The sequence below is a fragment of the Paenarthrobacter sp. YAF11_1 genome, assembly GCF_052113445.1.
Taxonomy (GTDB): Bacteria; Actinomycetota; Actinomycetes; order Actinomycetales; family Micrococcaceae; genus Arthrobacter.
Genome location: NZ_JBFRDF010000014.1, coordinates 13,391 through 25,769 on the forward strand (window position 1 = coordinate 13,391; position 12,379 = coordinate 25,769).

The following is a 12,379-nucleotide window of genomic DNA, read 5'->3' on the forward strand; positions in this document are numbered from 1 at the left end:
GCAACGGAGCTTTCACCATGACCACTCATGCTTCCCGGGGATCGGATGCACCGGCCGCAGCCACTCCCACAGCCCCCTTCACCACGGACGCCACGTGGACCAACTGGGGCGGTAACCAGAGCGCGACGCCCGCCTTCACCGTGCGGCCCAGGAACGAACAAGAAGCGCTCGACGCCGTCCGTTTCGCCATCCGCGAAGGCTTGCCTGTGCGGGCGGTCGGCTCAGGGCACTCATCCTCACCGTTGGTCCAGACCGGCGGCGTCCTGATGGACATGTCCGGACTCTCGGCCATCACGGGCACTGATCAGGTGGGACGCCGAGCCCGCGCGCTGGCCGGTACCACCATCAATGCGTTCGGGGATGCCCTGTGGGACAAGGGACTGGCGCTCAGCAACCAGGGCGACATCGACAAACAGCAGATCGCAGGGGCGCTGGCCACCAGCACCCACGGCTCCGGCAAGGATCTGGGTAGCTTCTCCTCCAAACTGCGCTGGGTGAAACTGATCAACGGCTACGGCGAGATCGTGGAGATCGGCGAAGGCCAGCTGAGGGAACTCCGCGCCGCACAGACAGCCCTTGGCACGTTGGGGATCTTCCTGGAAGTGGAGTTGGCCGTTGAAGACAGCTACTACCTGCAGGAACAGATCACCTACCCCACGTGGGCGGAAACCACCTCCACGTGGCAGGCCGATATTGATGACAACAGGCACTACTCGTTCCTGTGGTGCCCGGAGGACGACTCCTGCGAACTGCTGGACCTGCCGGGTTCCCCGGACCACAGCATGGGCGGCCGCAGCTACACCAAGCGGTACAACGTGGCATCCATCCAGGACGAAAGCCGGCTCTCCGCCGTCGAGGGTGCACGACTGGACCGTTCCTACCGGATCTACCCTGGTGGCTTCACTACCCAGTTCCACGAGCTCGAGTACTTTGTGCGCAGCGAGGACGGCTTGGTGGCTGTTGAGGCCATCCAGGACCTCATCCGCAGCAAGTACCCCGAGCAGAAGTATCCCGTGGAAGTCCGCTGGGTGAAGTCCGACGACGCCTACATGTCCCAGTTCCAAGGCCGCGACAGCACCGTCATCACCCTGACCACCGAGCCCGGCACCGACTACTGGCAGTTCTTCCGCGACGCCGATGCCGTCCTGCAGGAATTCGAGCCACGCGCTCACTGGGGGAAGATCCACTTCATGACCCGTAGCCGCCTGGAACGCCTCTACCCGGAGCTGGACACGTTCATCCAGGTCCGCCGAGAATTCGATCCCCGCGGGATGTTCCTCAACGACCACACGCGGTCCCTGCTCGCCTGACTTCTTGCCTGCCGAGTACATCTTGCCTGACGGGATGTGAGAGAACCAACCCTCTCTCACATCCCAAGCCCTCCCCACCATCCTTCTCTCACATCCCAAGCCCTCCCCCCGGATCCTCTCTCACATCCCAAGCCCTCCCCACCATCCCTCTCTCACATCCCGGTTGCGCCAGCTGGAAACCTCCGAGTGGTAGTTTGATCTCTGCTGGAGGCAGACACTCGCACCCAATCGGAGGATCATCCATGTTCAAGGGTTTCAAGGACTTCATACTTCGCGGCAACGTGATCGAGCTGGCCATCGCCGTGGTTATCGGCAGCGCGTTCACGGCACTCGTCGGAGCTTTCACCAACCACATCATCAACCCTGTGATCGCCGCCGCCGGCGGCATGAACGCCGAGGGCCTGGGCTTCAAGATCTGGGAAAACAACCCGGCCACGTTCGTCGATTTCGGTGCAGTCCTGACCGCGCTGGTGACCTTCGTGATCACCGCTGCCGTGGTCTACTTCATCTTCGTGGCGCCCATGAACAAGATCAATTCGCTGGTCAAGGACCGCCTCTCCACCGAGGAGCCTGAGGAAGAGCCGCTGCCGGCAGATACTGCCCTTCTGGCCGAAATCCGCGATCTCCTCAAGGACGCCGCTGCCGCACGTAACGCAGGCCAGGCTTCCGACTTGGACCCGGACTTCGATTCCGACCGCACCCGCTAAACCGGGGGGGGTCCGCGCGACGGACCGGACCCATTGCTTGGCCTGAGCCCGGCGTTCTCCCGCGAGAACGCCGGGTTCTTGCATTGGCGGCCGGCGTGAAACGCGCACCGGCCGGGCAAGGAACGTGCGTCCGCTGCCGGAAGCAATCCAGTCCACGGAAACCTGCCAGTCCCCAGAACGTGACGCAGAAGCAACCGGCGCGAAACGCGGGCAGGGAAGCATGAAAACATGAAGCCCAACCCGAGTACTCCCGTCACCGCGGATCTTCTCTGCGATGCCTGCGGTCAGCTGCCCGAACCGACCAAAGCCCGGCTCACGCTGGCGAACATCGCGGTGATGCTTCCCATCGAATTGCTGGTCCATGCGGCAGTGGTTGGCACCCATCTGCCCTACGTGGCCAAGGTCCTGCTGCTGGCAGCCACCGCCACGGTATTGGTCATTTGGGTGGCTGAACCGTCCGCTGCCAAGGTCCTCCGACGCTGGCTGCACGCGCCGGCCCTCCGCCAGCGGCGCACGCTGAACCTGGCACCCGCCCTATGGCGTGCGCGCACCGTTCTTTTCGACCAACCTGGGTCCTTGCAGAAGATCACCCAATCCTTGGCCAAGCTGAACAGCAACATCCTCAGTCTTCACGTCCACCCCATGGCCGGGAGTGGGCCCGCTGCCACGGGACCCGGCGCAACGGTGATGGACGAGTTTGTCCTCTCCGCCCCGGGCGAGGTTACTGAGTTCGACCTGCTGAAAGCACTGCACGACGGCGGTGGGCACGGGTCCCAGGTGTGGCCCACCACCGCTTTGGCCATGGCTGACGGCCAAACCAAGGCCCTGAGCCTCGCAACGCGCATCGCCGGCAATCCCAGTGAACTTCCACACGCAGTCGCCGAGCTTCTCTCCGCCAAAGTGGTCCCACTCGACCCCGAGCGCCCGGCACCCCAGGCAAGTACCGGCGTCGGGCCACCCACTGACACCCTCAAGATCCCGACGGCCTGGCATGGTCCACTGGTCTTTTCCCGGCCGGGCGAACCGTTCTCGCCAGCGGAATCAGCACGCGCGCACAGGTTGGCCGAGCTCGCGGAGATCCTGGCGCACAGCCCGGCGGCCCAGGAGAGCATGCCCTGCTGAACCCCACAGGGTTTCAGTCCTGGTCGATTGTCTCAAGGAGTTTTGCCAGGGCATCACGAATATCGTCGTAGTCGTACTGGCCGGCCCTGCTCTCGGCGGCGATCACACCGCAGCGGTGAATCCTCTTGAAGTCGCCAATGGGGAACTTGTAGTGGCCCTTTTGGTCGTCCGGGTGCTCGTCGTCCACACCGAGGAACCACTTGGAGTATTCGGCGTGCCCGTGCTTGTCCAGGAAGGCATTCTCTTCCTTGGTGGACGGGGCATGCTCGCTCCAGTCGTCGCGGGTGTCCTTGACCACCTTGCCGTCCTTGACCAGGTGCTTTGCATGGTCAAAGGCCTTTTTGTTGAGTTTCACTGTCATGGCTCACCTCGCTGGGATTGGTGGCTTGGCTGAATCTGGTAGCTCGTGCAGCCCAGCTTAGGACGACGGCGGACGGGCCGGGAAGTCCGCTGGGCTGGAAGGCCGGACCGGCGGGCACAGCTATCAGGCTCAGCTAGTGCGCCCCAGCCATTGCGGTCAGTCCACGAGCCGGATCCTGAGACCGGTTCCCCGTTCTTTTTCCACCAATCTCCGCTCTATGGGCCCGCTTTGGGCAAGCCAGAGGACCTTGCCGTCATAGGTCACGGACTCCACGCAGCCTTGGTCCACAACCTCGTTGTAACGCCAGACCTGCACCGTCTGCCCCACAAGGACCCGCCAATTGTCACGGCCCTGCCCTCGGCTTGGCCCAAACGCGTCCCGGGCGACGATTTCTTGTTACTGTCCTGCACGTCGATGACTCCTAGCGGTGCTTTACAAGCTTTCTGTAAAGACTTGTGCCGCCACTGTTCAGTACATGACGCGGTTCGCGGGTTTTTCCTAGAGTCCCTTCACCGCACCCAGGACCTTGGTTAGTGAATCCTTGGCATCTCCGAACAGCAAAGTGGTTTGGGGTTCGTAGAGGAGTTCGTTTTCGATACCGGCAAATCCCGGGCGCATGGAACGTTTAAGGAACACCACCTGCCGGGCGTCGGCAACTTCAAGGATGGGCATTCCGTAGATCGGTGAGCCGGAGGTGGTCTTCGCGGCAGGGTTGACCACGTCGTTGGCGCCCACCACCAAAGCGACATCGGCCGTCTTGAATTCGGAGTTGATGTCGCCCATTTCCTTCAGCGATTCGTAGGGCACGTTGGCCTCAGCCAGCAGCACGTTCATGTGTCCGGGCATTCGTCCGGCCACGGGATGAATGGCGAAATCCACCTCAATTCCGCGTGCTTCCAAGGCCAGGGCGAGTTCGGCGGCAGTGTGCTGTCCTTGGGCGACTGCGAGTCCGTATCCAGGCACGATGATGACCCGCTGGGCATAACCGAGCAGCACTGCCACGTCCTCTGCGCTTGAGGACCGCACCGGCCGCTCACTCACAGCGGTGGAGCCTGCCGTCGAGCCACCCTTGAAAGCGCCGAACATTATCCCCGCGACGCTCCGGCCCATCGCCGCCGCCATGGCCCGGGTCAGGATGGTGCCCGAGGCTCCCACCAACGTTCCGGCGACCAGCAAAAGAACATTGCCCAGCACCAGGCCCGATGCCGCGACAGCCAAGCCGGTAAAGGCGTTCAGGAGCGAGATGACGATCGGCACGTCGGCACCGCCCACCGGAAGCACCAAGAGGATGCCGGTAACAAGCCCCAGGACCAAGAGAACCAGTGCCAGCGCGAACGAACCGTTCAGTATCACCACCACACCGGCACCCACTGCGGCCAGCAGCACGACGGCCATCAGTGCGGGCAGGCCCGGGAATGTGACGGGACGGGTGGTCATGAGCCCTTGCAGCTTGGCGAAGGTGACACCGGAACCAGCGAAGGAGACTGCACCCACCAGCAGCGTAAAGACGATGGCCAGGCGAACCCAGGGATCGTCCGTGTGGGAAAGTTCCAGCAGGGCAACCAGCGCCGCAGCACCACCGCCCACACCGTTGAAGAGTGCCACGAGTTGCGGCATCTGGGTCATCTGTACCCGGCGGGCCACGGGCGCGGCCACACCGGAACCCACCGCGATGGCACCAAGGATCCAAGGAATGTTGTCCAACTTCATGGAAACGAAGACCGTGACCACGGCCAACAGGGCGCCAAAGGCCCCAATCAGGTTCCCGCGACGTGCCGTTTTCGGTGAGTTCAGCCCCTTGAGCGCGAGGATGAAGCACGCCGCTGCGGCCAGGTAGAGGAGTGCCGTCCACGTGGGATTGAGCAGCGTCACTGTTGGCGCTCCTTCGTCACGGTTGCAGGGGAGCCAGGGCCGGTCGGCTCAACTTTCGACGCCGGCCGTTGCCTTCCGCGGAACATCTCCAGCATGCGGTCGGTCACCACGAACCCGCCCACGAGGTTGGCTGTGGCCAGGACGACAGCCAACAGGGCGACCGCCAGCACCCACGGATCAGCAGCCTGCCCGGCAACGATGATGGCTCCCACCAGGATGATGCCGTGGATCGCGTTCGCACCGGACATGAGCGGCGTGTGCAGGGTGCTGGAGACCTTGGAAACAACCTCGAAGCCCACAAACACGGCCAGCACAGTGATCGTCAGCAGGCTCATGCCATCCATCAGCGCACTCCTTCAGTTCCGGGACGGGTAGTGCCAAAAGGTGCTGTTTCACCTGCGAGCGCGGTGAGTGCCTCCGACGTGGGTGCATGCCGGACCTCGCCAGCGTGGGTAAGGCAGGTGCCCGCCACTACTTCGTCGTCAAAGTCAGGCGAAACCACGCCATCGCGGGTCATGAGCGCCAGCAGGTTGGCCACATTCTTGGCGTAGAGCCGGGAAGCGTCTGTTGGCATTGTGGACGCTGCGTCCTTGATTCCCACCAGTGTCACAACGCCTTGGCCGTCTGCGGTGGGCACGGGGATGTCCTGTCCCGGAATGCTTCCCTCAACATTCCCGCCGGATTCTGCCGCCAGGTCCACCACCACGGAGCCTGGGCGCATGCCCTGCACCATCTCGCGGCTCACCAGGAGCGGAGCCCTCCTGCCGGGAACTGCGGCGGTGGTAATCAATACATCGGCTTGGGCAACGTGCGGCGTCAGGAGTGCCCGTTGCAACGCGCCGCGGTCTGCACTGAGCTCGCGGGCGTATCCACCGGATGCCTCGGCCGTTTCCAGATCCAGTTTGATGAACGTGCCACCCATGGACGCTACTTCGTCCGCCGACGCCGGGCGGATATCGTTCGCGGAAACCCTGGCCCCGAGCCTCTTGGCTGTGCCGATCGCTTGAAGTCCGGCAACCCCTGCACCCAACACCAGCACACGGGCGGGCGGAATGGTCCCGGCAGCCGTCATATACAGCGGGAAGAACCGTGGCAACCGCATGGCCGCCTCAAGGACGCACCGATACCCAGCCACCAGGGCCTGGGATGTCAGCGCATCCATGGATTGGGCACGGGAAATGCGGGGAACCAGCTCAAGGGCAAAGGACGTGATCCCGCCGACGGCGAGCGCCCGGACCGTGGGCAACTCGGAGGACGGCGACCCCAAACCTACGGTGACTGCCCCCCGGCGGAGGGCTCCCGCCGTCGACGGTTCCATGGGACGCACGTGGCAGTAGACATCCAGGGCCCCGAGGTCCAGCGACTGCACTACGGTGGCACCTGCTTGCCGGTATTCGTCGTCGCTGTGCCCGGAGGCCAATCCAGCCCCGGACTCGATCTGTACGTCGAGCCCCAATCCCGCCAATTGCTTGACTGTTTCCGGCGTGGCGGCCACACGTCGCTCGCCGTCGAGCACCTCGCGCGCTATGCCTGCTTTCACCCGCCACCCCTCTTCCCAAACTCTCCCGTACTGTCCAGAACCCAGTTGGCATGAGTCTATGACCGCGAGGGTCCCGGCGGGAGTAGGGGGGCTGCGCTATGTGCACAACTCCACTAGGGTCGGTGGAAGCTGGGGGCAACCAGCCACCACACCGTCGACGAGCCGGTTCCGGCCGTGCCGTCGGAAAGGAACGCCATTATGGACACCTTCAAAATCGGTTACTTCGTGGGAAGCCTGGCGAGCAATTCCATCAACCGGGTCCTCTCCAAGGCGCTCATCAGCGTCGCGCCGGCGGAGCTCGAGTTCCATGAGATCGCCATTAAGGACCTCCCTCTCTACAGCTCGGATTACGACGCCGATTTCCCGCCGGCGGGCCGCGAACTGAAGGATGCCATCGCGGCTTCGGACGGCATCCTGTTCATCTCCCCCGAATACAACCGCTCCATCCCGGGTGCGCTCAAGAATGCCATCGACTGGGGTTCCCGCCCCTGGGGCACCAACTCGTTCGCCCGAAAGCCCACAGGAATTATCGGCGCATCACCGGGCGGTATCGGAACCGCGGTGATGCAGTCGTCCATGCGGAGCGTGTTGAGCTTCCTGGACGCGCCGCAGCTGAACGCACCTGAGGCCTACATCCGCTTCGCCGCAGACGCGTACGACGACGACGGTTCAGTTAAGGACGAAGGAACCGCGGCCTTATTGCGGCATTACATGGAGGAATACAGCGCGTTCGTACAGCGTGTCCTGGCCGCCAACGCCCCGGGCCACATCGGCGACCAGGAACCGGACTCCGCCAAGCTCACGCGTTAGGACTTGAGCGTGCCCGCCGCCAACCGGCCGATGATGCTGCTTTCCAGATGCTCCAGCAAGTGCCGCGGGTTGTCGTAGACCTCTGCGGCACCCGCGGCACGCAGTTCTGCCTCGCTGATTCCGCCACACGTCAGGGCAATCACGGGAACGCCGATGGCCGCACCCGCCTTGACGTCCCACACTGCGTCGCCGACAAAAACCGCATGCTCCGGGCCGACGCCAAGCTTCTCCAGACAGGCGATCAGGATGTCCGGCGCAGGCTTGCTCTCCTTGGCGTCGTTGGAGCTGGTCCACGCATCGATGGAGGATCCGGCGTCGAGGATGTGCCGGCTCACTTCGAGGTCGCGCTGTTGTGGTGACGATGCCAACCCCACTGCCAGCCCGGACCCGGAGCAGGCTGAGAGGAGGTCGCGCACGGAGTCGAACGGCCGCAGCGTCGGCCAGAACGTTGAGAACACTGCGCCATGGGCCGATTTCAAATCTTCCTGCAGGTCCTCCGTGCAGTCGGATACAAGGCTCTGGATCAGGCGGTCACCTCCCATGCCCACCCGCCGATGGATGGCGGACATCTCGATGTCCAACCCTTCACGCCGGAACGCCTGCCACCACGCCATTGCATGGAAGTAGCTGGAATCGATCAGGGTTCCGTCCACATCGAAGAGGACCCCGCGCTTCTTTGGTGATGCTGAATCACTTGTCATGGCCAACCACCTTCGTTTCAGTCTGGATGCCCTGCGCCGCAAGGGTGGGATCGATGACTGGTTCCTGGAGCATGAGGCCTGCATACCGCTCCGCGGATCCCGTTCGCAGCAGACCCGTCCCGGCCACTTCCCTCATGGCAGACACTCCCTCAATAGCCTCATCCAGCGACGAAAAACGCTTTGAAAGACCCATCAGTGCGTCGCTGCCGTCCAACACCAGTATGCGAAATCCTCCGTCGGGGGTCTCTACCAGTTCCAAATGACCGGCCATACCGACCTCCTTGCCTCAACAACACACCCCATAGTAAGACTACTTAGTATAGGACCGATCGACATATTTCGTCACGCGGGAAATAGGCGCCTGCAACTTCTTGTTGGCAAGGACATGACAACAATCGGAATCATCGGTGCAGGACACATTGGCAGCCAGGTCGCCCGCAAGGCCGTGGAATTGGGCTATGACGTCGTCATCAGCAATTCGAGGGGCCCCGAAACACTCGCCGAACTCGTTGCGGAACTGGGGCCGCGCGCCCGTGCCGCCACGGCAGCCGAGGCAGCGGCGGCAGGCGATTTCGCCGTCGTGACCGTGCCGCTCAAGAACTACCAGAGCATCCCGGCAGAGCCGCTCGAGGGCAAGATCGTCATCGACACCAACAACTATTACTGGGAACGCGACGGCCGCATCCCTGAGCTGGACAACGGCGAAGCCACCACTTCAGGCTTGCTCCAAAAGCACCTCCCCACCTCCAAGGTGGCCAAGGGCTTCAACCATATCTTCGCCAAGGACATCACTACCGACGGCACCCCTGCCGGTACGCCTGACCGCCGTGCACTGGCAACCTCCAGCGACTTCCCGGAAGCCGCCGAGCTGGTCACCAAGCTGTACGACGAATTCGGCTTTGACACGGTCAACGTCGGCCCGCTGGAGGACAGCTGGCGCGTCGAACGCGACCGCCCCGCATACGTCATCCGGCAGACCGCCGTCGAACTCCAGGACAACCTCGCCAAGGCGACCCGAACGGTCTAAACCCTTAACGCACGACGGCGGGCGAGCGGCTGACGCTTGCCCGCCGCCTTGTTATGGGCTGCTGCAAGGGATGCAGCCCTGAAAAAGAGCGAGGAAACGGTGTCATGAATCGGGCTTGAGGCGCACTTTATGGGTGGCTGCTTCCTCAGTGGCTTGGCGCATCGGGCATCTGGGGAAGCAGCTTCCCCAGCGCCCCGACCCCGAGGAGTCCCATGTCCACCAAGATTTCGAGCTGGCCCGCAGCAACCCCCATGTGGGTGGACCTGGGTGTTGACGATCCCACCGCGGCAAGAGCGTTCTACGCAGACCTTTTCGGTTGGGAGTTCGTCTCCGGCGGGCAGGAAGCAGGAGACTACCAACTGGCGCACCTCAGGGGCCGCGCCGTGGCCGGTGTAGGCACCAAACAGGATCCGGGCATGCCCACAGCCTGGACCACCTTCCTGGCCTCGGACGATGTTGACCTCACGGCCAAAAAGATCGGCGCGGCCGGAGGGCAACTCCTGGCCCCGCCCTTTGATGTCATGGAATCCGGCCGCATGGCCCTGGCCACCGACAGTGTTGGTGCTGCGTTCGGCGTCTGGGAGGCCGGCACCCACATCGGCGCTGAACGCGTCAATGAGCACGGCTGCCTGTGCTGGAATGAACTCCATACCCGCGACTACTCCGCGGCCCGGTCCTTCTACTCGGAGGTCTTCGCTGTCAGCTACCAGGACGTCACCGAAGAAGGCCTTGTCTACTCCACGATCCGCAGGCCGCTGGATGGCCGGGAAGTGGGCGGAATGCAACACGACACGGCCCTCCCGGATACCGCCCCCAACCACTGGATGACCTGGTTCGCCAGCGACTACGTTGCGGGGACGGCAACCCGGGCCGTCGAGTTGGGCGCCACCCTGCTGGGCCCCGTAGCGGAAGCCACCCTGGGCCGGATGGTGGTGGTCCGGGCGCCGCAGGGTGAAGTGTTCGGCGTCATCGACGCACCGCGGACCAACGACTAGTCAGGCTGCTGCGGGGTCCAGGGCTTCCGCGATGATCTCATGTGCGTGCGCCGCGGCCAGGGGCGCCGCCAGGCGATGAACTGCCTGGAACGTCCTCCGCACCGCCGGGCCGTGCCATTCCGGCGGGAGGTAGTCCGTGGGCAGGTTGGGGTCCCGATAAGGGAATTTCCGCCACATGGTGAGCATCGGAATGTAATAGCGGAAGGCGTCGCGCCGCAGCTCTTCGGTGGAATCAGCCAGCGCCCTTTCGGGATCGTCGCCTACCTTCTCCGTCCATTGCTGCTCTGCGTCTCCGTACAGCCCAAGGAACTCGGTGAATTGCTCGTCGAGTTCCTTGAGGTCCCACCACTCCGAGATCTTGGGTCGCATGGGGCCGTCAAAAACGTAGTCGCTCCGGAACAGGTCCACGAACTCAATCAGTCCCCCGGCGGTGAGCCGCTCCTGGGCTTGCTCCAGCTTGTGGGCCGGCGCGATCCACACCCCGTTGGCCACGGAACCGAACCCCAAAGCCAGCAACGCGGAACGGAGCTGGTGGCGGCGGTTGCGCATGGATTCCGGCACGGAGAAGACAGCAAGGACCCAGGTGTCCACCGGAGCGGGCGGTTCCGGTGCGAAGATCCGCCGGTCACCCTCACGGAACACGTCGCTGATGGACTCGGAAATCTTGTACTTGGCGATTCCCCCCTCGCGCACGCTCTTCAGCACACCCTTGGCCTTCAGCCGTGAAACCGAGGACCTCACACCCGGGGCGTCGTAGCCTAGTGATCCCAGCATGGAAATCAGAGCAGAGACCGGCAACGCATCGCCCGCGTTCCGGCCATAGAGGCCGAAGATCGTCACGAGCAGCTGTTGGTGGCGCACCGGGGGTGCCGGGACGGCGAACATCGAAGGATCCTCATTTCCGCGCCCCCGATCAGGCGCCAGTCCAGTTCATCATAGGTGGGGTGCTGGCCCCCGCCGAGTTGGCATTAAATGCCCATGTTCGGGCGCAACATACGGATTAACTGGAGTGTCGCGTGAAGCGGGTGTTCTATGCGGTCGGGATCAGCCCAGCGATAGAAGCAGGAAGAGGAGCGCAAGAACCAGCGCCACAGGAGTCATGACGAAACGTTCGGCCTTGCTGCGGGAGATCGCATTCATGGCGACGCCCACGGTGAAGTAGGCGGTGAGGACCCACATGAAAACTGCGGTAAAGGATTGGCTGACCAGCACCGGCACCAGGCCGGATTGTGCCAACGCCGCATAGCCGAAGAGTGCGTACAGCAGGATGGAGACGACGCTCCCGATCCGCAACTTCCGCGGCAAGACGTCATGCTGTCCGCCCCAGGCGAACCGCCCTATGGGCGCACCAGCAGCCAATGCCAACTGGAAAACGGCCAAACAACCAAGGACTATGCACGCGAGAATCACGTAGAGCTGCTCCACCGGCTAAGCGTAACCAACCCCCGCGCCGAGACGGCAGTTAATGACAGTCCCAGAGCTTGGCATTGTCATTAACTGACACCTCGCGGAGCTATTCGGCGGATGGAACGGCGCGGTCCGCCCCGACGGCGCGGATCAGATGCTCCGGCCACGGCTGCGCCGACGTCGCGCCTTGGGGGACGTGCGCGGTGGTGACCGTCCCGTAGGCGGCAACCTCGCCGGCGTCGGACGTTACCTCAAAAGCCATGGTCAGCGAGGTCCGGCCCAGCGCCTGAATGTTCACCCTGGCGGTGATGCGCTGGCCGAACCACAGCTTGGCCTTGTAATTGATGACTTGCTGGACGCGCGGAGCGCTGGGGAAATAGTCGGGCAACTCCAGCGAACGGAAGAGCTCGGCCTCCGCAGCCTCAACCCAACGCAGGATGGCCGAGTTGTGCTGGTGTCCGGAGGCGTCGGTGTCCACCCATTCCACAGTTCGCTCGACGCACGCCTCCGGAAACCTGTCCATGATT

The 12,379-nt window shown here is 63.5% G+C and carries 16 protein-coding genes; 6 read left to right on the top strand and 10 right to left on the bottom strand.

Going from position 1 to position 12,379, the window contains the following annotated elements; all coding sequences use genetic code 11:
- The first annotated feature begins 17 nt into the window (after positions 1-17).
- The 3 genes from AB4Y77_RS18495 to AB4Y77_RS18505 all read left to right on the top strand — a co-directional run bounded on the left by AB4Y77_RS18495 (position 18) and on the right by AB4Y77_RS18505 (position 3,139).
- Positions 18-1,310, top strand: a complete 1,293-nt coding sequence (locus tag AB4Y77_RS18495; RefSeq protein ID WP_311212372.1) for a D-arabinono-1,4-lactone oxidase — start codon at positions 18-20, stop codon at positions 1,308-1,310.
- Between the two features lie 242 nt (positions 1,311-1,552).
- On the top strand, positions 1,553-2,017 hold the full coding sequence (gene mscL, locus AB4Y77_RS18500; protein WP_311212373.1) for a large conductance mechanosensitive channel protein MscL: 465 nt from the start codon (positions 1,553-1,555) through the stop codon (positions 2,015-2,017).
- 228 nt (positions 2,018-2,245) lie between these two features.
- Complete coding sequence (locus tag AB4Y77_RS18505) at positions 2,246-3,139, top strand: amino acid-binding protein (protein WP_311212374.1); 894 nt, start codon at positions 2,246-2,248, stop codon at positions 3,137-3,139.
- Positions 3,140-3,152: 13 nt separating this feature from the next.
- Here AB4Y77_RS18505 and AB4Y77_RS18510 read toward each other — a convergent pair whose 3' ends face one another.
- The 5 genes from AB4Y77_RS18510 to AB4Y77_RS18530 all read right to left on the bottom strand — a co-directional run bounded on the left by AB4Y77_RS18510 (position 3,153) and on the right by AB4Y77_RS18530 (position 6,912).
- Positions 3,153-3,500, bottom strand: coding sequence for a hypothetical protein (locus AB4Y77_RS18510; protein WP_311212375.1), 348 nt, complete (start codon positions 3,498-3,500; stop codon positions 3,153-3,155).
- Positions 3,501-3,656: 156 nt separating this feature from the next.
- Positions 3,657-3,815 carry a hypothetical protein gene (locus AB4Y77_RS18515; protein WP_442014934.1) on the bottom strand — a complete coding sequence of 53 codons (159 nt, stop codon included), beginning with the start codon at positions 3,813-3,815 and terminating at the stop codon, positions 3,657-3,659.
- Positions 3,816-3,998: 183 nt separating this feature from the next.
- Complete coding sequence (locus AB4Y77_RS18520) at positions 3,999-5,372, bottom strand: NAD(P)(+) transhydrogenase (Re/Si-specific) subunit beta (RefSeq protein ID WP_442014935.1); 1,374 nt, start codon at positions 5,370-5,372, stop codon at positions 3,999-4,001.
- Positions 5,369-5,716 (bottom strand): NAD(P) transhydrogenase subunit alpha, encoded by a 348-nt coding sequence (locus AB4Y77_RS18525; protein ID WP_442014936.1) that lies wholly within the window; start codon positions 5,714-5,716, stop codon positions 5,369-5,371. Before AB4Y77_RS18525 ends, AB4Y77_RS18520 begins: the two co-directional genes overlap by 4 nt.
- The gene (locus tag AB4Y77_RS18530) at positions 5,716-6,912 is read right to left on the bottom strand and encodes a Re/Si-specific NAD(P)(+) transhydrogenase subunit alpha (protein ID WP_442014937.1); all 1,197 of its coding nucleotides are present in this window, start codon (positions 6,910-6,912) and stop codon (positions 5,716-5,718) included. Before AB4Y77_RS18530 ends, AB4Y77_RS18525 begins: the two co-directional genes overlap by 1 nt.
- A 198-nt stretch (positions 6,913-7,110) precedes the next feature.
- Between AB4Y77_RS18530 and AB4Y77_RS18535 the strand changes: the two genes are divergently transcribed.
- The gene (locus tag AB4Y77_RS18535; protein WP_442014938.1) at positions 7,111-7,722 is read left to right on the top strand and encodes an NADPH-dependent FMN reductase; all 612 of its coding nucleotides are present in this window, start codon (positions 7,111-7,113) and stop codon (positions 7,720-7,722) included.
- Here the strand turns inward: AB4Y77_RS18535 and AB4Y77_RS18540 are convergent.
- Together AB4Y77_RS18540 and AB4Y77_RS18545 are read right to left on the bottom strand one after the other, a co-directional pair.
- Complete coding sequence (locus AB4Y77_RS18540) at positions 7,719-8,423, bottom strand: HAD family hydrolase (protein ID WP_442014939.1); 705 nt, start codon at positions 8,421-8,423, stop codon at positions 7,719-7,721. The two genes, AB4Y77_RS18535 and AB4Y77_RS18540, sit on opposite strands and share 4 nt — an antisense overlap.
- Positions 8,413-8,694, bottom strand: a complete 282-nt coding sequence (locus AB4Y77_RS18545; protein ID WP_311212382.1) for a hypothetical protein — start codon at positions 8,692-8,694, stop codon at positions 8,413-8,415. Before AB4Y77_RS18545 ends, AB4Y77_RS18540 begins: the two co-directional genes overlap by 11 nt.
- Positions 8,695-8,808: 114 nt before the next feature.
- On the opposite strand from AB4Y77_RS18545, the gene AB4Y77_RS18550 reads away from it, so the two are divergent.
- The gene (locus AB4Y77_RS18550; RefSeq protein WP_442014940.1) at positions 8,809-9,450 is read left to right on the top strand and encodes an NADPH-dependent F420 reductase; all 642 of its coding nucleotides are present in this window, start codon (positions 8,809-8,811) and stop codon (positions 9,448-9,450) included.
- Positions 9,451-9,662: 212 nt separating this feature from the next.
- A complete protein-coding gene (locus AB4Y77_RS18555) occupies positions 9,663-10,445 on the top strand; it encodes a VOC family protein (RefSeq protein ID WP_442014941.1) in 783 nt (260 codons plus the stop codon).
- On the opposite strand, the gene AB4Y77_RS18560 is transcribed toward AB4Y77_RS18555, so the two are convergent.
- From AB4Y77_RS18560 to AB4Y77_RS18570, 3 genes are all read right to left on the bottom strand, one after another.
- Positions 10,446-11,330 (bottom strand): PaaX family transcriptional regulator, encoded by an 885-nt coding sequence (locus AB4Y77_RS18560; protein ID WP_442014942.1) that lies wholly within the window; start codon positions 11,328-11,330, stop codon positions 10,446-10,448.
- A gap of 159 nt (positions 11,331-11,489) precedes the next feature.
- Entirely contained in the window at positions 11,490-11,870 is a 381-nt protein-coding gene (locus AB4Y77_RS18565; RefSeq protein ID WP_442014943.1) for a hypothetical protein, read from the bottom strand.
- Positions 11,871-11,958: 88 nt separating this feature from the next.
- Positions 11,959-12,375, bottom strand: a complete 417-nt coding sequence (locus AB4Y77_RS18570; protein ID WP_442014944.1) for an acyl-CoA thioesterase — start codon at positions 12,373-12,375, stop codon at positions 11,959-11,961.
- Positions 12,376-12,379: the final 4 nt, after the last annotated feature.

Excerpts from the sequence above, each read along its gene's own strand:
- AB4Y77_RS18495 (WP_311212372.1), top strand. The coding sequence starts at position 18 with ATGACCACTCATGCTTCCCGGGGATCGGATGCACCGGCCGCAGCCACT.
- mscL (WP_311212373.1), top strand. The coding sequence starts at position 1,553 with ATGTTCAAGGGTTTCAAGGACTTCATACTTCGCGGCAACGTGATCGAG.
- AB4Y77_RS18505 (WP_311212374.1), top strand. The coding sequence starts at position 2,246 with ATGAAGCCCAACCCGAGTACTCCCGTCACCGCGGATCTTCTCTGCGAT.
- AB4Y77_RS18510 (WP_311212375.1), bottom strand. The coding sequence starts at position 3,500 with ATGACAGTGAAACTCAACAAAAAGGCCTTTGACCATGCAAAGCACCTG.
- AB4Y77_RS18525 (WP_442014936.1), bottom strand. The coding sequence starts at position 5,716 with ATGGATGGCATGAGCCTGCTGACGATCACTGTGCTGGCCGTGTTTGTG.
- AB4Y77_RS18535 (WP_442014938.1), top strand. The coding sequence starts at position 7,111 with ATGGACACCTTCAAAATCGGTTACTTCGTGGGAAGCCTGGCGAGCAAT.
- AB4Y77_RS18540 (WP_442014939.1), bottom strand. The coding sequence starts at position 8,423 with ATGACAAGTGATTCAGCATCACCAAAGAAGCGCGGGGTCCTCTTCGAT.
- AB4Y77_RS18545 (WP_311212382.1), bottom strand. The coding sequence starts at position 8,694 with ATGGCCGGTCATTTGGAACTGGTAGAGACCCCCGACGGAGGATTTCGC.
- AB4Y77_RS18550 (WP_442014940.1), top strand. The coding sequence starts at position 8,809 with ATGACAACAATCGGAATCATCGGTGCAGGACACATTGGCAGCCAGGTC.
- AB4Y77_RS18555 (WP_442014941.1), top strand. The coding sequence starts at position 9,663 with ATGTCCACCAAGATTTCGAGCTGGCCCGCAGCAACCCCCATGTGGGTG.
- AB4Y77_RS18560 (WP_442014942.1), bottom strand. The coding sequence starts at position 11,330 with ATGTTCGCCGTCCCGGCACCCCCGGTGCGCCACCAACAGCTGCTCGTG.
- AB4Y77_RS18570 (WP_442014944.1), bottom strand. The coding sequence starts at position 12,375 with ATGGACAGGTTTCCGGAGGCGTGCGTCGAGCGAACTGTGGAATGGGTG.